Origin of the sequence: Erysipelatoclostridium sp. DFI.2.3 (assembly GCF_019132535.1) — a bacterium.
Taxonomy (GTDB): domain Bacteria; phylum Bacillota_I; class Bacilli_A; order Erysipelotrichales; family Erysipelotrichaceae; genus Clostridium_AQ; species Clostridium_AQ innocuum.
Window position 1 is genome coordinate 37,746 of sequence record NZ_JAHOOJ010000024.1, and the last position, 21,600, is coordinate 59,345.

Consider the following 21,600-nt stretch of genomic DNA (forward strand, 5'->3'; position numbering starts at 1 on the left):
GTGAATTTAACGAAAAATCTATAAAATTAACGATAAAACGTTCTATATGAACATACAGAAATGAGGGCTTTGACAATGAAAATCACAAAGAGAAAACTGGATGAAATCCGGCGCTGTTACTGTGCTGCCAGCATCCATATGAATCATGAGAATCACATTATCTATGCCAGTGAGGATCCGGATGTGATGTGTGAAATGTTTTCGGGAAAGAGCTTTGAGCATAAGGAGACGATCTGGAAAAAGGCCGGGGGCTGCATGTCCATCATTCCGATTCCCAATCGGGAGGGGGAGTTTCTGGCAGTGCAGGAATTTTACCTCAAGGTATCCCCATCTCTCTCCAAAATCGTGTGGGGGAAATATACAGAGGGCGGCTTTGTTATAAAGGATGTATTACAGCTGCCGTATATTCACCGCTTTGATATCTATCATAAAAACGGAGTGAATTATTTTATCGGTGCCACCATAGCGACTGCAAAGCAGAACAAAGAGGACTGGAGTGTTCCCGGACGCATCTATGTCGGTGAGCTTCCTGAGGATTTGAACGAGGGTATACAGATTGAGGTCCTGATGGACGGGCTGTATCGCAATCACGGCTATTATCGGGATGCACAGCATACCTGCGGATATTTCGGAAGTGATCAGGGAATCGTTAAGGTCGCACCGCCTGCGCACAGAGGCGGACAGTGGCAGGTGGAATACGTGCTGAGCGGTACCATTGGTGAGATTGCTGTGCTGGATATTGATGGAGACGGGGAGCAGGAGATTATGACGATTGAGCCGTTCCATGGAACAGAGATCCATATTTATAAGAAGCTGGAGGGAAGCTATCAGCGGGTATATACGTATGAGAATGAGATTGACTTTGCCCATACGCTGGTGGGAGGCACCCTGCGTGGCGTACCGACCTTTCTGGCAGGTGTGCGTCGAAGGGATGCGGAGCTGTTTTATGTGCAGTATAAGGACGGCGCCTTTGTGACGAAAGAAATCGATCGTGGCGTGGGTCCGGCAAATCTGTGTCTGGTTAATGAAGAGGACCGCGATCTGATCGTTGCCGCCAATCATACGGCGAATGAGGCAGCGGTCTATATCGTAGAGGACTAGGAGGTATACGATGCTGGAAGAACTGAAAAAGAGGGTACTGGAGGCAAATCTGCTGCTTCCCAAGCATGGACTGATTACCTTTACGTGGGGAAATGTATCGGGAATCGACCGTGAGCAGGGCATGATTGCGATCAAGCCAAGTGGTGTGGAGTATGATGACATGAGTGCTGAGGATATCGTTTTATGTGATTTGGAAGGAAATGTGGTGGAGGGAAAGCTAAAGCCGAGCAGTGATCTGATGACACATCTTGAGTTTTATAAGAACTTCCCAGATATCGGAGGAGCTGTGCATACGCATTCCCGCTGGGCTACGGCATTTGCACAGGCAGGTAAAGCGATCCCTGCGCTGGGAACGACGCAGGCGGATTATTTTTATGGAGATATCCCCTGTACAAGACAAATGAGTGAGGCGGAAATCCATGGAGAATATGAGCTGGAAACCGGACATGTAATCGTGGAGACCTTCAAGCAGAAAAATATTGATCCAAACAGTATGCCGGGGGTGCTGGTACACAGCCATGGACCGTTCAGCTGGGGAAAGGATCCGTTTGAGGCAGTGCATAATGCCGTTGTGATGGAGGAGTGCGCCGCTATGGCATTTGTGAGTGTGATGCTGCAAAATGGAAGTGCACAGCCGATGCAGCAGGTATTGCTGGATAAGCACTTCAAGCGCAAGCATGGTCCCAATGCCTACTATGGACAGGGGAGCTCCTCATGAGAGCATATGAGCTGGGACAGTATGAGAAATCTATGCCAAATACCCTGACATGGAAGGAAAAACTGCAGCTATGCAGAGAATTCGGCTTTGATTATCTTGAAATGAGTGTCGACGAGAGCGACGAAAAGCTTGCACGGCTGCAATATACCAAGGAAGAACGCGGGGCTATTGTGCGGGCCATGGAGGAAACCGGTGTGCGGATTCATTCCATGTGTCTGAGTGGACACCGTAAGTATCCTCTGGGACACCCGGATGAACATATACAAAAAAAGGCTCTTCAAATCATGGAGGCTGCTGTACAGCTGGCAGACGATTTGGGAATCCGTATCATACAGTTGGCAGGCTATGATGTATACTATGAAGAGGGCAACGAACAGACAAAGCAGAATTTCATCCGCAACCTGAGACATTGTGTGGAGCTGGCAGCGAAAAAGGGAATCCTGCTGGGCTTTGAGACGATGGAAACACCGTTTATGGATACGGTGGAAAAAAGCATGCACTATGTTCAACAGGCTGCTTCTCCATATCTTGGCGTATATCCGGATATGGGAAATTTGAAAAATGCGAGTCTGCTTTACGGGAAGGATGTAAACGAAGATATCCGGACGGGAAAGGGTCATATCGTGGCGGCACATTTAAAGGAAACTATTCCCGGTCATTATCGTGAAATACCGTTTGGCAGTGGTCATACGGAGTTTGTGGAAAACATAAGAGAGCTGAAGCAGCAGGGTGTACGGATGTTTGTAGGGGAATTTTGGTACACGGGAAATTCAGATTGGCAAAAGGTATGCACGCATGCCTCTGCCTTCCTGCGTGATAAGCTGGATCAGGTCTTTGTATGAGCAGCTTTGCAGATCTTCGGCTGATTGTTGCCGATTTGGATGGCACACTGCTGGATGATGAAAAGCAGTTGGATGCCGGAATCGTTGATGTGATAAAGGAATTGGAGAAACGCGATATCATGTTCACACTGGCAAGCGGGCGCAATATTCATATTATGCAGCCATATCTGAAGGAGCTGTCCCTGCAGCTTCCCTTTATCGCAAATAATGGGGCGAATATGTTTCAGGGAGATGCCTGCATCTATGAGAAAAGCATGGAATCTGAAGAGCTGGCATTTGCTTTTCAGCAGCTGCAGCAACAGGATATTCCATGTATTGCTTACACAGACGATGTTGTTTTTACAACCACACTGCAGGATGCGCGGCTCCAGTTCTTTCTGAACCGGCTGCGTGGAAAAACAAGGATGAAGCAGGCAGTCGATTATCGGGATATGCTGGGGCATGCTATCTTCAAGGTGGTTATGGTCGCAAAGAATGCGAATGTGATGGAGCCTGTTTTGCATACGATCAATGCGCATTGTGAAAGCCTGCATGCTGTACGCAGTGAGGATGATGTATACACGATCACGCATGTGGATGCGACAAAGGGAAAGACGCTGGTACGACTGATGGAGCTGCTGCATGTACAGCCGAAGCAGACGATGGTGTTTGGTGATAACTTCAATGATGCGACAATGTTTTCCACAGCCGGAATCAGTGTTTGTATGGAAAATGGTCAGTCAGAGGTAAAGGAAATGGCGGATTATATCGCAAAGCCGAATACGGAGCAGGGAGTCAGTCGGTTTTTGAAGGAATATGTGTTAAGGTAGGAAATATTGAATCTGATAAAAAGGTTCGCAGGATAAAATTATCGTGCGAACCTTTTTGTGTCTTATATACTTGTGAAGAATTTGGGTATTAGGAATTGAAAACTGGTTTTAGCAATGGTGATTTGAATCTGTTTCCCTAGCAGGCTGTATTGCGGAATATATAATTCAAATGAAATATGAATTGTTCATCACAGAGTATTTTAAAGAAGACCTTAAAGAATTAAAATAATGGATTTCATTGACGAGCTGACGCTGATATATTACAGTCTTGAAAAAAATCTCTTTCAAGACTCAATCATACTTCAAAGGGGCCATATAATGTGTGCCTTTTTTTTGTATGACAATTAACACGTTGTTACTAAAAATTTATGATGCTCCATGACCTTTATTTTGTAATGTATTACATCATTGTGCATAGTAATCAATAATTTAATAAAAAAGAATTGACAAAATACATCATAACGTTATAATGAAAGTATAAAGAATATAACGTTATAACCAATGCAGTGATTAAAGACGTGTTTGATTCAAACAAAGGTACATTGGCAATGCGTAGCTCTATGCTTCTAATAAATGGCAGGTAGAAATGGAAAGGAAATATGGATATGAAAAATAAGGTTTGGTATTACTTGGGACAGGGAATGGCATCCTTCGGTATTCAGGATACATGGATTGAAGAGGAAAAGATGCAGCCAAAGCCGGATGAGGTATTGGCCCGGATTGATGCTGTAGCGATTTGTGCATCCGATATCAAAATGATTCGCATGGGAAATAAATATCCGTTATTCAAGGATAGAAATTTTCAGGAAAACCCAGCAATTCTGGGACATGAGCTGTCTTTAACTATTGTACAGGCAGGCGCAAATTTGAAAAATGACTGGAGGCCGGGAATGCGTGTTGGCATTCAGCCGGATGTATATAAGGAACAGCTTCGCTACTGTATTGGAGTGAATGTAGAAGGCGGTATGCAAACGTATATGCTGCTGCACGAATCTGTTTTTAACTCTGATCATGGTGTTACGATTTTTCCCGTAAAGGAATCTATCAGCTACGCCTCCATTGCACAGCTTGAGCCGAATGCCTGTGTGGAAGCCATTTATCGTCCGTTTGCACGAGAGCACTTCGCTGCAGATAAAGGTCTGTTGATTTATGCGGCAGATGATATGAACTACTATGATCTGGATATGGATTTATGGCATAAGCGTATCTGCCTGTGTACAAATACTGCAAATAAGCTGGAGATAGCCTGTGCGTTAGAAACAAACTCTTTGCAGGAGGCAAAAGCATTCTTCAGCGGTGGTTTTGAGGATGTGTTGATTTTGGGGAATCCATCCACCGAGATTCTGGAAGAAATCATTGCACATTTATGTAATGATGCAGTGTTCTGCTGGCTGGCGGATAAAAGCAGCAACCAGATGGTATCCTGCGATATTGCGCAAATCCATTACAGCAGAATCAGCTTTTTAGGAACAATGACAAAACGACTGTCAAAGGCTTTTGAGAAAGAACGACTCGCCCATGAGTTGAAACCTGAAGGCTCACTACTCGTTATGGGGGGAGCCGGTGCTATGGGGCGTATCCACACCTTGAGGGCTCTGATGAAAAGTGATGGACCATCATTGATTGCAGTGACTGCAAGAGGGCGTGCAAGACTTGAGGTACTTTTGGATGATTTTTCGGATATAGCGTACCGAAATGGTAAAAAACTGCTTGGTATAGCAACGGATGAATCGGATTGGAAAATAAAGCTTCAACAGGCAGCTCCCGCTGGTTTCGATGATGTTGTAATCAGTGCGCCGGGTACTGACCCGATTGAAAAAGGGCTCTGCTTTCTAAAAAAGAACGGCAAGCTGTATCTGTTCTCCGGTACCAGCTACGGCAATTTTACAGAACTGCCGCTGGGAGCGGTAGTGACGCATGGAGCCAGAATACTGGCAAGCAGTGGGTCTACTGTTCAGGATGAGCTTGCAGTACTGAAGCGTGTTGAGAATAAATCTATAAATCCGGATTGCAACGTGGTGGCTGTGGCAGGAATGAATGCGGTTAAGGAAGCGCTCATTCAGGTAGCACAGGGGATATATCCCGGTAAGGTCATCCTATATCCTCAGCTGGAGCATTTGCCGCTTATTGCTTTATCTCAGCTGGATCGTATAGATGAAAAGCTGGCAGCCTATGTAGCAAGCTACGGCTGGGATCGTACTGCGGAAAAGTTGTTGTATTATGCATTTGGGCAATCTGATTGTCTGTCAACAGAAGAGAAGGGAGAATGAAATGAAAGAAAATATGGTTGTACATTTTGGGGCAGGTGCATTAGGCAGAGGACTGGTCGTACCGCTTCTGAGTGAAAGCGGGAAACAGGTCGTACTGGCAGAAACAAATGAAACGCTTCTGACGCAATTCAATCAAAATAATGGATATACACTTCATATTCGTGATGAGGAGTCCAGAGATGTATTTATCAGGATTCTGGATGCCTGTTCTCCCGTGAAGGAGAAAAACAAACTTCTGGAATGGCTGCGGAAGGCGGCAACTGTAACTACATCTGTTCGCAGAGAAAATCTGAAATATGTTGCTCCTGTTATATGTGAAGCATGGGGAAATCAAAACAACAAGCAACGTTGTGTGATCTGCTGTGAAAATGTAGAGGGGGTTGGCTCTTACTTCAGGGAATTATTGTTATCCTTCGCCAGGAATGATGATGAAAGATGTCGCTTGAATGAGGTTCAGATACCGGATACGATTGTCGATCGAATCTGTGCAGCAGACCAAAACTTTGAAGTCACTACCGAAACCTTTCATGAATGCAGTGTTGATAAACATGTTACTGCGGATACCAGAATAGCTTTGATTGATAGTACGGACAATATCAGAGGACATTTTTATCGTAAACGTTATCTTCTCAATTCTTATGCGGATGCCATTTCCTTTCTCGCACTGGCAAAGGGAAAAACATATCTGTATGAAGCGGCTCAGGATGAAGCCATACAAAAGGAGGTGCTACCTTATATGAAGCTGCTGATGAAGCTGCTTCATCAAACCTATGGCATCGAGCCAGAAGAATCTGATATGTGGTTTAATCGCTATCAGCAACGGCTTTCAAATCCAAGTATACCAAGAGATTTGCACTCTGTCGCAAGAAACCTATGGACAAAGCTTACTATCGAGGAGCGTTTTGTACAGCCGCTGTTACAGCTTCGGAAGAATGGCACGAATATTGATGAAGGTATACAGTTTTTGAATCATTTGATATGTTCAGAGAATATGCTGAGAAAGCATCCGCTGTCACAGCAGGAATTATTGGCAGGTCTACATGAATTATGGGGTAATCATGAGGGAGGAATGCAGTTGTATGAAGCGTTGAAACAAACGCAAATTCAAGTGAGGTAATCATATGAAAGAAACCATTGAAAGAAAAAATATCATCATCACGAAGAACATTCAAAACAAAGAACAGCTATTTCACTATCTTGCGGAATACATGGTATCTCAAAAGGAAATTGACGCTAAGCATCAGGAGGCATTTGAACAGGCACTGTGGTCAAGGGAACAGCTGTCTGTAACCGGAGTGGGAAACGATGTTGCTATTCCTCATGTACAAAAGGAATTTATCACCCGACCAATTGTAGTATTTTTAAAATCAGAAACACCGATTGCATATGAAAGCATAGAGGGAGACAGCGTGAGGCTAATATTTATGATAGCCGTACCTGAACATGCAAGTGCAAAGCACCTGAATTTTCTGGCAGAGCTGAGCCGAAAGCTGATGGATGACGATTTCCGAAAACATCTGCTTGAAGCCTCCGATGTAGATGCATTGTATCATATAATATCCGAGTGGAAAGAGAAAGGGATAACGAAAATGGAGAGTAAAGGAAAGCTGCTGGCTGTAACAGCATGTCCGACAGGAATTGCACATACCTACATGGCTGCAGAAAATATAGAAAAAGCTGCTAAAGCGATGCATTATGAAATTAAAGTAGAAACAAACGGTTCTTCCGGGGCAGAGAATGTGCTTACGCAGAAGGAAATACAAGAGGCTGATGCTATTTTGATTGCCGCGGATACTAAGGTTGCTATGACACGTTTTCACGGAAAACGTGTTTATCAAACAACTGTTTCACAGGGAATCAAGGAACCGGAAGCAATGATCGCACAGGCTTTGAAGGCACCGTTGTTTGAAGCGGAAAAAGAAGAAGCGGTCAATATCCAGGGTGGAGCACATGGCATTTATACGCATTTGATGAGTGGTGTATCCAACATGATTCCTCTTGTTGTTGGAGGCGGTATTCTGATTGCTATCTCTTTTCTGTGGGGCATAAACTCCGCTTCTGCAGATAGTGAGCAATTTAATCAGCTTGCGGCCTGGATCAAGCAGGTTGGAGATGCGGCATTTGGCCTGATGCTTCCTATACTCGCTGGCTATATTTCTTACAGTATTGCAGATCGTCCCGGATTGGCTCCAGGTCTTGTAGGCGGTATGCTTGCATATAACGGAGGCAGTGGATTTCTTGGCGCTCTGGTGTCCGGATTTCTTGCCGGTTATGTTGTATTGGGCTTGAAAAAGCTTTTAAAGCCATTACCAAAATCATTGGATGGTATAAAGCCGGTTCTCCTGTATCCGCTCATTAGTGTATTTGTCGTTGGAATGTTGATTGTTGTATGTCTGAATCCTGTTATGAGTGAAGTGAATGTACTGATTACAAATTTCTTGAATGGCTTAGGCGGAACGAATAAAATACTGCTCGGGCTTGTTCTTGGAATGATGATGGCTGCTGATCTTGGCGGGCCAATTAACAAGGCAGCTTATGCGTTTAGCATTGCTATGCTGGAGGCAGGAAATACGGAAATTATGGGTGCTGTCATGACCAGCGGCATGGTGCCGGCAGTCGGTGTAGCTCTGGCAGCGACAATATTCAAGAAGAAATTCAATGCGGAGCAGCGCGATGCCGCAAAGGCTAATTACATTATGGGACTGTCCTTCATTTGTGAAGGCGCAATACCATATGCAGCCGCCGATCCGAAGGTTATCATACCTTCTATTATCACCGGAGCGGGAATAACTGGGGCGCTGTCCATGCTGTTCAATGTCGGAGTGCCTGCTCCTCATGGCGGCATCTTCGTTACACCAGTCGTATCAAATGTGTTTATGTTCTTCCTTGCTATTCTGATTGGAACTGTGGTTACAGCAGCGATGATTGGCTTTTTGAAAAAAGATTTACCGGAAAATCAGCGATAATATGTTTCGCTTGGGATATTGAAATGATATAATGATATACAGGTGGTGGTATCATGGAAAAAATTAAATTGAACCAAGATGCTGGATCAATGCCTCTGTATAGTCAGATTAAACAAATAATCCTGAATGATATTAAAAACGGGGTATATCGGCTCAATGAAACGATACCTACAGAAAAGCAGCTTCAGGAAATTTTCGGTGTCAGCCGTATGACAATACGCCTTGCTATAGATGCATTGGTTGCAGAGGGGTATGTTGTGAAGGAACGCTCAAAGGGAACAAGAGTGATTTATCCAAAAATTACGGAGAGTCTGAATGAGGTTACGAATTTTTCACAGGAAATGCGAAATAAAGGTATTCAATACAACATTCATTCTGTGGAAGTGACGATTGTCAAGGCTGGAGAGGATATCGCTAATGCACTGCAAATTGAGGAAGGCGTGAATGTTTTAAGACTGCATCGTGTGTATTATGTAAATCAGGAGCCGCTATGCTCCATAACTTCTTATCTTCCTGCAGCTTTGAATCTGTCTGTCGACGAGAATGTATATCGATCTTCTTTATATGAATATCTTGAACGTGAAAAAGGTATTCGTATCACAAGCGTGTATGAGGATATTGAGGTTGGCTATGCACATGCTCCTATCAGTAGTGAACTGCAGGTCGCAGAGCACACGGCATTGCTGCTGAGAACGAGAACTTCTCTGGATCAGAGCGGAAAACCTGTAGAATATGTTCGCTCCTATTACCGTGCAGAAAAATATAAATACTCACTCACGTTTGGTAAAGCATAGATATACAAAGCACATGTTTCTATGTGAATCTTTGTGAAATTTCAAAAAAATCTTCTGTTCTGCAACAAAGTGTGTTATGATGAGGTTGCTTAAATTCAAGGCTAACGCGATACTTAGGGATGAACAATAAGTATCGCTTTTTCATGCCTGATAGAAAGAAGAGAACATGAAATTTCAAACATTACATATAACAGAGCCTATTTTAAAGGCTGTTAAAGAACAGGGATATGTTGATCCCACACCAATTCAGGAACAGGCGATACCCTACGCTTTGCAGGGTCGTGACATTCTCGGCTGTGCACAGACCGGTACCGGAAAAACAGCAGCATTTTCCATTCCGACAATTCAATTGTTAAAGAAGCATTATAAACAAAGCATCCGCTCCCTAATCGTAACACCGACCAGAGAGCTTGCCATACAGATTCAGGAAAACATCACAGCGTATGCCCAATATACAACAATACGCAGTGCCGTCATCTTTGGCGGTGTACCGCAGAAGCCGCAGGAACGTATTTTGAAGGCCGGAGTGGATATTCTGGTCGCAACACCCGGTCGATTGAATGATCTGATTCAACAGGGCATAATTGACATCAGCCATATTGAAATCTTCATACTGGATGAAGCAGACCGTATGCTGGATATGGGATTTCTTCCGGATGTAAAGCGGATTATCGCAAAGCTGCCCAAAAGGAAGCAGACATTGTTTTTCAGTGCCACCATGCCTTCAGAAATCCGTAAACTTGCCCAGTCCTTACTGCATGAGCTTGTCAGCATTGAGGTGACACCGGCATCAACTACAGTGGAAAAGATCGATCAGAGTCTGTATTATGTGGACAAAGCAAACAAAAAACGCCTGCTGTTAAAGCTTTTACAGAAGAACCGCGTACAAAATGCACTTGTATTCACAAGGACGAAAAGCAATGCAAACCGTCTGGCAAAGTATCTGAATGAAAACGGTGTAACAACCGGTGTGATTCATGGAAATAAATCTCAGAATGCGCGTCAGCAGGCATTGCTGCAATTCAAGGAAGGAAAAAGCCGGGTACTTGTTGCTACAGACATCGCCGCAAGAGGAATCGATGTTCAGGAGCTGAGTCATGTATTTAACTTTGATATCCCCAATGAGGCTGAAGTATATGTACATCGCATTGGACGTACCGGCAGAGCCGGCAGACAGGGCTGTGCCATTGCATTCTCTGACTGCAATGAAGCAGAGTATGTAAAGAATATCGAAAAGCTGATTCGTATGCACATACCGGTTGTGGAGGACCGCGAGTTTCCAATGCGTAATCTGGAGCCTGCGGCATCTGCACAGTCGCAGAATAGAAGAAGGCAGAAACCCGCAGCGAAGCCTTCCGTATCCAATCGAAGTGAGAACCGCAGTGCTGCAATGAAGACGCAAACATCGGCAGCTACACCAAAGCGGAACAACCGCAGACGCAGACCGCAGTCACAAAAGCAGCCGGCACATACAGCATAAATATAGTAAAAAGCCATCGAATATTCTGGTTCATCGATGGTTTTTATCTGTCTTTAAGAATCATAGCGTGTCATCCATTTTCCCTTACGATAATACAGGAACAGCCATAGGGCACTGGCAATCCAGGTCAGCGGCCATCCCATAAAGACGACACCGATATCATGAAACAACGGTACACTGGTTAGAATCCATGCCATACGCAGCCCGCACCAGCATGTGACCATAACGATCATAGGCACTGTCGTGATGCCTGCGCCACGAATGATACCGTTAAAGGCATGGGATATTGCCAGGAAGATATAGCCCGGTGCGAGTACATGCATCATATACAGTCCATAATTGATCACTGTCGGATCACTGGAGAAAATCGCAAGAACGTTAGGACCTAACATCAGCAGCAGGGCAGAAATGCAGACAATCGTTATGACACTCATGAGAATGCCGGTCTTTGCGCCCTGCTTTACCCGGTCATATTTTTTAGCCCCCATATTCTGTCCGGTAAACGTGGTCAGTGCCATGGAATAGCTCATAACCGGAAGTATGGCAAAGCCGTCGATCTTGGTGTAGGAGCCGCAGCCTGCCATTGCCAGAGAACCGAAGGCGTTGATGTTGCTTTGCACGATAACATTGGAAAAGGAAACGATGGCATTCTGCAAACCGCTGGGAAGTCCCAGTCGGACAATTTCATAAAGCATATGCTTGTGAAAGCGGATATGCTTCAGCTTTACCTGGTATTCTTCTTTGGTACGCATAAGCAGAAGCATGGTTAATACAGCACTGATGGTCTGTGCAATCAGCGTGGCCCATCCGACTCCGGCAATTCCCATGTGAAAGACGATGACGAACAGCATATCCAGAATAATGTTGGTGACGGAAGACACGATCAGAAAGTACAGCGGATTTCTGGAATCACCCACTGCCCGCAGGATACCGCTTCCCATGTTGTAAACCATCACAGATAAAATGCCCAGAAAATAAATACGCAGATACAGCACGGAGCTTTCCATGACATCACTTGGTGTTCCTACCCATTGCAGTACATAAGGAGAAATAAGTACGCCAATCAGCGTCATGACAAGACCTGCCGCAAAGGTCAGTGCCAGCGAGGTATGCACGGCGATGTGCAGTTCTTCTTTTTTTCTTGCCCCGAAATAGCGGGAGATGATGACGCCGGCCCCAACCGCAAGTCCCATGAAAAAGCTGACAAGTAAATTGATGACAGGCGCACTGGAGCCTACAGCCGCAAGTGCCTGTGCCCCGATATAATTCCCCACAACAACGGAATCCACTGCATTATACAGCTGCTGAAACAGATTTCCCAGCAGCAGTGGTATGGAAAACAGCAGAATTTCCTTCCAGATGACTCCCTCAGTCATCAAACCTCTGTTTTTTGACTTCTCTTTATTCATTCTACTACCCCTTTGATATTTGTATCTTATTATACGCCTGTTTGGTTCAGAGGTAAATGTTAAAAAAATGAAAAGGATTGGATGTTCAAAGCTGGGACAAACAGGATTGTACAAAAAGATATTCCCCGGGAAATGGATACATAACCCATGAAAGTATACTTTTCCATAATTTTTCATAGAAAAAACATTGTAATTTTACGGTGTATTTGTTATCGTATAAATGCTCACGCAATCGGATTCATATGATATACTATAATAGGACAGGAAAGAGGTCATAAACATGGAAAATAATGAAATACTGGACCTGCTGGAACAGGAATACCTGCAGGAATACAGGAAAATACAAAATCGACTTCTTAAAAAAATAAGAGAGAGCAGCTATCTGAATGTGGAGCTGCATGACATTGCGAATCAGCTGTATACTGCCCAGCTGCGAAGCCTGCAGCCGCAGGATATTTACAATGGGGATGAAACAGCCTTTATCAATGGGATTGTGCGCAATGTACCGGAGCCGCTGCTGTTGAAAAACAAAAAAAGCAAGGCCGGAAACCGTGCGGTGATAAGTATACTGGTGGCTGTAATCATTATGATTAGCTTTTATGCCATCAGCCGCAGTGTGGCAATCGACGATCAGCGTAAGGCAATGGGCTATCTGCAGGAATCCAGCAATTATCGTACGATACAGCAGGAAATAAAAGAAGAGGCTGTGTATACCTTCCAGCTGAAGGATGTGTCCTCCAACGAGGGACAAAAGGTATATGAGAGTGAAGGAAATACGATCTATCTTTCGGATGTGGAGGAAGAAACCGATGCCTATCTCATCTATTTTGAGGCAAGCGGGGAATTCAGCACACAGGGCGGAAGTATTGTCTCTGTTGTTTCCCATGACATAGAAAAAAAGCATAAGGCTTATGAGCTCGAGGGTAGTGTAAATGTTATCCTTGACAGCGGTATGCAGGAGCTTCCATGGATGTATCTGAGCGTCAATAAAACAAAGAATAAGGATGAATACGGCTTCCGTTTAAGCAAAGCTCTGGTTGCGGGACAATCAAGTGTAAAGCTTCAGCTGAAGGATTTAGTGAAAACTACATGGACACACAAATAGTGTGTCCTTTTAGGCAGTCGTGGTAAAATAAAATTATAAGAAAGTCATGTAAACACTGTTATGAATATCAGTTACATGACTTCTTTTTATATCTTGGATTATTGCGGATGTCGCTTAAAATCCAGGTTTATAGGAAATAACATATTATATACTGGTTAAGCTTATAGGCAAAGAATTCAAGAATTTCATATCGCTTATAATAACAAATATAATAGCAGAATTAGCAATGCCAGTATGCTGAGCGCAAACAAGCCTTTTGCATAGCTTCTCGCATTCTCATATAATCGTTTGTTGAATTCTTCGTTTTTGCTGTTTAATTCTCTTAAACGCTTTCTTTCGTTATCTGTCATCATGCATACCTCCATATGAAACATAAGCTTTTGAGAAACAGCAGGACAGTTTGAAAAAACTCATTGCTTTCATGATACGGTGACACTTCATTGCTGTTGCTCTTCTTGTGTACACTCACTTCAATAATATACTAATTGTTTCTGAAAAAACATGCAATACTTTAGGAAAAAGAGGATACGGAAACGGAAAAATTAACGTAAAGATTCACAGTTCCATATCGGTAAGGACATTCTGCACCGATAAAGATGGCGGGAACGAAGCATTTATCTATATGTTACTATTATCCCTGTATCTTTTACATCCGTTATCATAGCAGCACTTTACGATTTTATTTGCACATTCAGGCGTAATTGTTAATCTGTTCTTAATGTGAAAGCAATCTTATAATGTGGATGTAAGCGATACCGAAAACAAGAAAGGAGAATCCTGTATGAGATTATATTCCATAATGAAAGACTTTCTGACAATGAAGGAATACCTGCCCATGGAATATTTCATGAAGCGATATGATGTATCCAGAAGAACGATACAGAATGACCTGTCATATCTGATACAGATTTCTTCAAGAAACGGGTATCAGCTGCACATGCGCAGGGGGAACGGATATCTGCTTGAAGTAATCAATGACCGTCTGCTGGATGAATTCATGAAATCACTCGAGCATGAAACCATGTTTGATATGAAGGACCGTGTCAAGAACATGATGGCGTATCTGACATTGCAGGAAAGCTATGTTTCCATGGATCGTATGGCAGAGCAGTTTCAAATCAGCCGCACCTCAGTAAAAAAGGATTTACAGGAAGTGGAAAAGCAGCTGCAGGTCCATCAGTTGCAGCTGGAAAAGAAAAGTCATTACGGCATCCGCATCCGTGGAGATACACAGCATATCAGAAAGCTGATGTGCGAGCTGTATTTTGATGGGAATACCTTTATCACACAGGAGCTGGAAAAGGAGGAGGCTTCCTTTAGCCGGATTCATGAGGTACTGGTACACAGCATTGAGCGGGAGCATCTCAATATCAATTATAACGAATTGAAAAATGTTATGGTATGGCTGAAGGTCACGCTGTATCTGGCACAGATTCAAAAAGAGAAACGATATCATCCAGACGAGGGTAAGGATGCATGTGAACGGGTCGGGGCACAGGTCATACAGACCGTCGAAGGCTTATTCACATATGGCATATCGAAAAAGACCTGTCAGCAGTTTCTTGAGGTGCTGCGGATTAATATCCGGCAGATGGTGCCCGCCAGCTCCTTCAGTGTAAGTCTGCGTGCCGATATCGATCAGTTCCTGCAGGAATGCGATGAGGTATATGGCACAGAATTCAGTGAGGATGAGGTGTTTAAAACTTCACTGCTTACCCATGTATCCCTATTGATCGACCGGCTGCATCAGAAAATATCGTATAAGAATAATCTGATCAGTGAAATTTGTATTCGCTATCCGATGATCTTCAACATTGCCATACGCTTTGCGGATATGCTGAAAGAGAAATACGATGTGGAAGCGACACACGATGAGGTCGGCTTTGTTGCGACACATTTTGCGGCGCACATGGAAAAGGAACGGGAGCTGCGTATCCGGCGGTTTAACCGCATCGGTGTTGTCTGCTCCACCGGCGGGGGCAGTGCATACCTGATCAAGCTGCAGATAGAATCGCTGTTTGTCAAGGCAGAGGTGGAAACCTTCAGCTTTCTTCAGCTGGAGGAGCTGGCAGCGTTTCAGCCGGATCTGATTTTTACCATCGTCCCTTTAAACCGGGAGTTCAGTGCTCCGATCATCTATATCAAGGAGCTGCTGGATGATCAGGATCTGATACGTATCCGGCAGGTGCTGCAGTTTGATAACTGTGATTCCCTGAGCATAGCCGATGTGGATTCCTATATGTATTCCCTGTTCAGCCGTGATTTCTTTCAGATCAGTGAGGAAACGGACTATCTGCATCTGCTGAAGCAGATGGCGGACCAGCTGGAAACCTGCGGCTATGGAGGTGCGCATTATGCGGATTATGTCATGGAACGCGAGTCCTATATGAGCACCGTCTACGCACATGGTGTTGCTATTCCGCATCCGATTCAGATCCTCGCGGAAAAGAATATGATATCGGTCTGTATTTTGCATAAGCCGCTGCTGCATGAGGGCAAAGAGGTGCGCATTATCTTTATGATATCACTGACAAGAAGCAGCTATGAGATGCACAAGGATATCACCCGGAAGCTGTATCAGCTCATGAAGGACGAAAAGCGTCTGGAGCGGGTGTTAAGCAGTCGGACACTGGAGGAGCTGTTGATTGTTATGAAGGAACTGGATGGAGGAAGTATATGAAAGAAGAGCTACTGGTACGCCTGTCCAATGCGGATGCGGTTGCTTCCAAAGAGGGGGAGGTACGTGCCATATTGAAGGAGGAATTGTCCGCATACAGTGATGAAATCACGTACGATACGCTGGGCAGCATTTCCTTTCACAAAAAGGGGACAGCTGAAAAACCGCTGAAAATCATGTTTTGCGCCCATATGGATGAGGTCGGCTTTCTTGTGCGGCATATATCGGATATCGGCTTTGTGTATCTGATTGCGCTGGGCGGCGTCCAGCAGAAAAGCATGGAAATGCAGAAGGTCAGAATTACGACGGCTAGCGGATCAAAGGTATCCGGTATTCTGAACATCACAACGGATGAGAATCACCATGTCAGGGAGCTGTATGTGGATCTTGGCTGTGACGCTCGGGAGGAGGTCGCGGCACTTGGTGTGGAAATCGGCAATGTGGTCTGCTTTGACAGCAATGCGCATCCCTTCAATCAGGATCATGTATATGCCGGCAAGGCGATGGATGATCGAAGCGGCTGCTATGTGCTGGCACAGGCGATGAAGCGACTTCATGAGCTGTCATTGGAAAATGAAATCATCCTGTGTGCAACCAGCAGTGAAGAGGTTGGTGTGCGCGGAGGGAAAACAGCAGTATATAAGGAAGAACCCGATCTTGTATTCGCACTCGATGTGGCGAATCATCCGGAGCTGTCGAGAAACTATACCAACCACCGCAGGCTGGGAAAGGGCTGCATGCTGGTGCATTACGATAAAACACTGGCACCGAATGAAAAGCTGCTGGCGTTTGTCAAAGAGATTGCACAGACACATGATATCCCTTATCAGTGTGATATGTTCAGCGGTGGAGGTACCGACGCCGGCAATGCGGGAATCAGCCGCAGCGGCACACTTGCTATGGTCATCGGAATACCGCTTCGCTACTGCCACGGTTCTTGGAGTCTGGTGGATACACGGGATCTGGATCATACGATAGAGCTGGTTGTACAGCTGGCGAAAGCATTAACGAAAGAGAGAATGGAAGCATTTACTGCATATTAACGAGGAGGAGACGAAATGAATCAGTTGGAACAGGAAATCGTAGGCATGATTTCTGCTGCCGGAGATAGTAAGGCGAAAGCATTTGAGGCTTTGAAAATGGTAAAGGAAAGCCGTTACGATGAGGCACGCGAACTGCTTGCCCAGGCGAGAAAGATAGATCTGGAGGCACACAAAATCCAGACAAAGCTCATCACTGCAGAAATGAGTGACAGTGATGAGAAACCGGAAATCGGGTTGTTGATGGTTCATGCGCAGGACCATTATATGACTTCTCAATTAGCGAGAGATCTGATTGAGGAAATGATAAATGTATTTGAGGCAAAGGAGGGTAAATAACATGAAAATCGTATTGTGCTGTGCAGGAGGCTTCTCCACAACCATGCTGATGGACAGCATGAAGAAAACTGTGAAGGACAGTGCCAAGCTGAATATCGATGATTTCCAATTCACTGCTATACCGGTAGATTTACTGCAGAGTGAAGTGGAAGGTATGGATGTGCTTGTCATCGGACCGCAGATTGCACACAAAATCGACTACATCAAGCCGATCATCGATCCGTACCATATTCCTTATGTTATCGTAGACAAGGATACGTATGGAAAAATGGATGGAGCCACGGTTATGAAAATGGCATTGATCGCAAGAAAAAAAGCAGATATGCAGAAATAATTCTGAGGGGAATTATAAAAAAGAAAGCGAGAGTGGAAACATGTTTGATAAATTTGAGGCATTTATGAATAAATATCTGACTCCGATCGCCAATAAGATGGATAAACAGGTGCATCTGAGCGCAATCAAGAAAGCAATGGTAGCGATGACACCGTTACTGATTATCGGAAGCTTCTGTCTGATTCCGGAAGCGATTCCGAATATGATCGGAACTGAGAATCCAATATCGCAGTGGATCACTGCAAATCTGGACATCATTTATATTCCGTTCAATGTCGGAATGAGTCTGATGTCCTTGTATGTGACGGCTATTATCGCCTACCATTTGGCAAATTCCTATAAGCTGGATGTTCCCGGCTGTATGAGTATGGGAATTATCGCCTTCCTAATGATGGCAGTTGAATATACGGAGGACGGTGGCATTTCCGGAACCTATCTGGGTACCAAGGGGCTGTTTGCCGCTATGTTTGCGACCATTATTGCGGTAGAGCTGTATCGCTGGTGTATTAAAAAGCATTTTACTATCAAAATGCCGGAGTCCGTACCTGATTTTGTATCACGTTCCTTTGAAATGATTCCGATTTCTGTTATCGTTATCGGATTCTTCCTGATTATCCGTGTCGTATGTGTGAACGTATTTGAAACCATACCGCCGATGATCTTCACCAATCTTCTGGCACCGCTGGTAGGCTCCATGGATAACCCGCTGGCATTCACCTTCCTGCAGATGATGAGCTGTCTGCTGTTCTTCTTCGGTATTCATCCATCCGTACTTAGTCCGATTACCAGCCCGATCTCCACACAGTTTCTGGCTGACAATATCGCCAACTACAAGGCACATCTGCCGCTGGAGCATTTCTATACCGGTGGAGCGATCTCTGCCTTCGCAAACTTCACAGGAACCGGTGTCACCTTCGGTCTGGTATTCTGGTGCATCTTCTCAAAGGCGGCGGCACAGAAGAAAATCGGCCGTGTTGCCTTGATTCCTGCATTGTTCGGTATCAATGAACCGATTCTGTTTGGAGCGCCAATCGTATTGAATCCGCTGTTCTTTATCCCTTATGTCATCGGTGGGGCAATTCTTGGAACCTTCCCGCACTGGCTGATGGATATGGGACTGCTGAATATGCCGGTCTTCAATCCACCGTATGTCGGTGTCTTCCTGGAGGGCTATCTGGTCAATCTGGACTGGAGAACCATCGTCGTTAATGCCATACAGATGCTAGGCTCCATCGCTCTGTGGTATCCGTTCTTCAAGCTGTACGAGAAACGTGAGCTGGAGAATGAAAAGGCTGTGGAAGCACAGAAGAGTGCTATCTCCGCAGAGGATGAAGCATTGCTGAACGATCTGGATCTGGATTTCTAAAGGCAACCGTAGGATAAGGCAGGCGCAGGTCTGCCTTATTTAACAAATAGAGGAAAGGGGTGCTGTGCAATGGCGAAGCGCTTAGGAAAGCTGCAAGCATTTCTGCGGGAGCAGAAGCTGGATGCATTGCTGATCAAAAGTAAAACAATGAAAAAGTATATGGACACACTGACTGGAAGCGGCTGTCAGATTCTGCTTATGAGGGATCAGGGATACCTGATAGTCGATGGACGTTATCTGGTAGAGGCAAACGAGCGGGAGCATGACTTACAGATTGTCCAGCATATGCCGCATACCGGTGGAAACGGATATCTTGGCGTTGTTGAAGAGCTGCTGCACAAGCATGCCTGTACAAGCATGGGGGTGGAGAGCTCGCAGCAACTGGTGAAGGAATATTGGCGCATGGAGGCTCTCGGTGTCGATATCTGTTTGCTGGATGAGGAAATTCATATGCTTCGCATCTGCAAGGATGAAGAGGAACAGCGTCTTATGCAGGAGGCAGTGGATATCACGGATGATATTTATCAAAGCGTCATTCATCATCTGCATATCGGTATGAGTGAATATGAAATATCTGCATTGCTGCAGTATTATGCGATATCCGCCGGAGCTGCACAGATGTCCTTTGAAACAATCGTGGGAACCGGGGAGCGCAGTGCCCTGCCGCATGGACGCCCGACAGGAAGGAAAATCCGTGCGCATGAGCCAATTTTAATGGACTTCGGTATTCAGTATAAAAATTATCAGTCTGATATGACAAGAGTCTGCTTTATTGGAAAGCCAAAGCCGGAAATTGCAAGTATTTATCATATCGTCCTGGAAGCACAGCTCGCAGGTATTCAAGCGATGAAACAGGGGGCAGTGGCAAACGAGGTGGACAACGCCGCACGTTCAATCATAGCCCGTAAAGGCTATGGGGAATATTTTACACACGGTCTGGGCCATGGTCTTGGAATTGGCGATGGCTGTGAATATCCGATTCTGAACGAAACAAGTACTGTTGTTTTACAAAACGGTATGATGATGTCCTGTGAACCGGGAATCTATCTGCCGGGAATCGGTGGTATTCGCATAGAGGATGATGTGGTAATCAGAGATGGCATCGGTGTAGCGATGAATAGGACGAGCAAGGAGCTTTTGATTCTGAAGGAGGATGCAGCACATGAAGTATGATTTTGATGAAGTGATCGAGCGCAGAGGCACCTATTGTACACAATGGGATTATATCGAAGACCGTTTTGGGGAGAAAGACCTGCTTCCGTTTTCTATTTCCGATACGGACTTTCGGATTCCCAAGCCGATCAGCGATACGATTCAAAAGGTGGCACAGCACGAAATCTACGGCTATACACGCTGGAATCATCACGATTTCAAGGGGAGCATCACCGGGTATTTTCAACGGCGCTTTCAATGCCGTATGGAGGAGGACTGGATTTTGTACAGTCCCAGTGTCATGTATTCCGTTTCTCTTCTAATCCGGCTGTTATCCAAACCAAAGGATCGTATTCTGAGCTTTAACCCTATGTATGATTCCTTCTTCACGGTAATTGAGGATCAGGATCGCATTCTCATCAGCCATGATCTGGTACAGGGGGACTGTGATTTTGAAATTGACTTTGATAAATTTGAAGAGGATATAAAGGACTGCTCCATATTCCTGTTATGCTCTCCGCATAATCCAACCGGACGTCTGTGGAGTCGCAGGGAGCTGCAAAAAATGGTGTCGATCTGCAAGGCGCATGGAACGGCCATCATATCGGATGAAATTCATATGGATATGCAGCTGAGGGGAAGACATACTCCGATTCTTGAGTATATCGGGGAATATGACAGATTGTTTCTGGTCAGCTCCTGCAGTAAGACCTTAAATGTTCCCGGTTTGATTGGCTCCTATGCAGTGATTGCGGATCAGATGGTACGGGATGAATTTCTGTATCAAACAAGAAAGCGTGATTTCCTGAATTCTGCAAGTATTTTCGGGATGCATGCGACCATGGTCGGCTATACGGAATGTGACGATTACGTCGATCAGCTGTGCGATTATATCCGCGGAAATATGGAGCTGGTGGAACAGTTTGTGAAGGAGCATTTCCCGGATATGCGCTTTGCTATGCCACAGGCGACATATCTTGCATGGATTGATGTCAGAGCTGTACCGTTTTCGAGTGAGGAGCTGCAGGAAGCCCTGGTGCATATCGGTAAGGTCGCTATCATGAAGGGAGAAACCTACGGCAGTAATGGAAAGGGCTATCTGCGTATGAATTGCGGGTGTCCAAGAGCCAAGCTTCTGGAGGGACTGCAGCGTATGAAGAAGGCAGTGGATGCCCTGTATGAAGAAAGGAGGTAGGAA

Annotated in this window: 19 protein-coding genes; 17 read left to right on the forward strand and 2 right to left on the reverse strand. The window is 45.0% G+C overall.

Going from position 1 to position 21,600, the window contains the following annotated elements:
* Positions 1-75: 75 nt before the first annotated feature.
* From KSZ58_RS18725 to KSZ58_RS18765, 9 genes are all read left to right on the forward strand, one after another.
* Positions 76-1,101, forward strand: a complete 1,026-nt coding sequence (locus KSZ58_RS18725) for a hypothetical protein (protein ID WP_008818428.1) — start codon at positions 76-78, stop codon at positions 1,099-1,101.
* Between the two features lie 10 nt (positions 1,102-1,111).
* Positions 1,112-1,819: an L-ribulose-5-phosphate 4-epimerase gene (gene araD / locus KSZ58_RS18730; protein WP_008818429.1), complete on the forward strand. Its 708-nt coding sequence runs from the start codon at positions 1,112-1,114 to the stop codon at positions 1,817-1,819.
* Positions 1,816-2,661: an L-ribulose-5-phosphate 3-epimerase gene (locus KSZ58_RS18735; protein ID WP_008818430.1), complete on the forward strand. Its 846-nt coding sequence runs from the start codon at positions 1,816-1,818 to the stop codon at positions 2,659-2,661. The genes araD and KSZ58_RS18735 overlap by 4 nt, the downstream gene beginning before the upstream one ends.
* The gene (locus KSZ58_RS18740) at positions 2,658-3,470 is read left to right on the forward strand and encodes a Cof-type HAD-IIB family hydrolase (protein WP_008818431.1); all 813 of its coding nucleotides are present in this window, start codon (positions 2,658-2,660) and stop codon (positions 3,468-3,470) included. The genes KSZ58_RS18735 and KSZ58_RS18740 overlap by 4 nt, the downstream gene beginning before the upstream one ends.
* 605 nt (positions 3,471-4,075) lie before the next feature.
* Entirely contained in the window at positions 4,076-5,740 is a 1,665-nt protein-coding gene (locus tag KSZ58_RS18745) for an alcohol dehydrogenase catalytic domain-containing protein (protein WP_008818432.1), read from the forward strand.
* Between the two features lies 1 nt (position 5,741).
* A complete protein-coding gene (locus tag KSZ58_RS18750) occupies positions 5,742-6,857 on the forward strand; it encodes a hypothetical protein (RefSeq protein WP_009270677.1) in 1,116 nt (371 codons plus the stop codon).
* 4 nt (positions 6,858-6,861) lie between these two features.
* Positions 6,862-8,706 (forward strand): fructose-specific PTS transporter subunit EIIC, encoded by a 1,845-nt coding sequence (locus tag KSZ58_RS18755; protein ID WP_009270676.1) that lies wholly within the window; start codon positions 6,862-6,864, stop codon positions 8,704-8,706.
* A 53-nt stretch (positions 8,707-8,759) separates the two neighbouring features.
* Positions 8,760-9,500: a GntR family transcriptional regulator gene (locus KSZ58_RS18760; RefSeq protein ID WP_008818435.1), complete on the forward strand. Its 741-nt coding sequence runs from the start codon at positions 8,760-8,762 to the stop codon at positions 9,498-9,500.
* Between the two features lie 166 nt (positions 9,501-9,666).
* Entirely contained in the window at positions 9,667-10,980 is a 1,314-nt protein-coding gene (locus tag KSZ58_RS18765; protein ID WP_008818436.1) for a DEAD/DEAH box helicase, read from the forward strand.
* A 53-nt stretch (positions 10,981-11,033) separates the two neighbouring features.
* Here KSZ58_RS18765 and KSZ58_RS18770 read toward each other — a convergent pair whose 3' ends face one another.
* Positions 11,034-12,389 (reverse strand): MATE family efflux transporter, encoded by a 1,356-nt coding sequence (locus KSZ58_RS18770; RefSeq protein WP_008818437.1) that lies wholly within the window; start codon positions 12,387-12,389, stop codon positions 11,034-11,036.
* 280 nt (positions 12,390-12,669) lie between these two features.
* Between KSZ58_RS18770 and KSZ58_RS18775 the strand changes: the two genes are divergently transcribed.
* Positions 12,670-13,494 (forward strand): hypothetical protein, encoded by an 825-nt coding sequence (locus KSZ58_RS18775; RefSeq protein ID WP_008818438.1) that lies wholly within the window; start codon positions 12,670-12,672, stop codon positions 13,492-13,494.
* A gap of 194 nt (positions 13,495-13,688) precedes the next feature.
* Here KSZ58_RS18775 and KSZ58_RS18780 read toward each other — a convergent pair whose 3' ends face one another.
* Positions 13,689-13,847, reverse strand: coding sequence for a hypothetical protein (locus KSZ58_RS18780; RefSeq protein ID WP_008818439.1), 159 nt, complete (start codon positions 13,845-13,847; stop codon positions 13,689-13,691).
* A gap of 428 nt (positions 13,848-14,275) precedes the next feature.
* On the opposite strand from KSZ58_RS18780, the gene KSZ58_RS18785 reads away from it, so the two are divergent.
* From KSZ58_RS18785 to KSZ58_RS18815, 7 genes are all read left to right on the forward strand, one after another.
* Positions 14,276-16,174: a PTS sugar transporter subunit IIA gene (locus tag KSZ58_RS18785; RefSeq protein WP_008818440.1), complete on the forward strand. Its 1,899-nt coding sequence runs from the start codon at positions 14,276-14,278 to the stop codon at positions 16,172-16,174.
* A complete protein-coding gene (gene ypdE / locus KSZ58_RS18790) occupies positions 16,171-17,214 on the forward strand; it encodes an aminopeptidase (protein ID WP_009270675.1) in 1,044 nt (347 codons plus the stop codon). Before KSZ58_RS18785 ends, ypdE begins: the two co-directional genes overlap by 4 nt.
* A gap of 15 nt (positions 17,215-17,229) precedes the next feature.
* Entirely contained in the window at positions 17,230-17,550 is a 321-nt protein-coding gene (locus KSZ58_RS18795; RefSeq protein ID WP_008818442.1) for a PTS lactose/cellobiose transporter subunit IIA, read from the forward strand.
* A 1-nt stretch (position 17,551) separates the two neighbouring features.
* A complete protein-coding gene (locus KSZ58_RS18800) occupies positions 17,552-17,884 on the forward strand; it encodes a PTS sugar transporter subunit IIB (protein ID WP_002607219.1) in 333 nt (110 codons plus the stop codon).
* Between the two features lie 40 nt (positions 17,885-17,924).
* Positions 17,925-19,250: a PTS sugar transporter subunit IIC gene (locus KSZ58_RS18805; protein ID WP_008818443.1), complete on the forward strand. Its 1,326-nt coding sequence runs from the start codon at positions 17,925-17,927 to the stop codon at positions 19,248-19,250.
* A 69-nt stretch (positions 19,251-19,319) separates the two neighbouring features.
* A complete protein-coding gene (locus tag KSZ58_RS18810) occupies positions 19,320-20,423 on the forward strand; it encodes a Xaa-Pro peptidase family protein (RefSeq protein WP_009270674.1) in 1,104 nt (367 codons plus the stop codon).
* Positions 20,413-21,597 carry a MalY/PatB family protein gene (locus KSZ58_RS18815; RefSeq protein WP_009270673.1) on the forward strand — a complete coding sequence of 395 codons (1,185 nt, stop codon included), beginning with the start codon at positions 20,413-20,415 and terminating at the stop codon, positions 21,595-21,597. The genes KSZ58_RS18810 and KSZ58_RS18815 overlap by 11 nt, the downstream gene beginning before the upstream one ends.
* Positions 21,598-21,600: the final 3 nt, after the last annotated feature.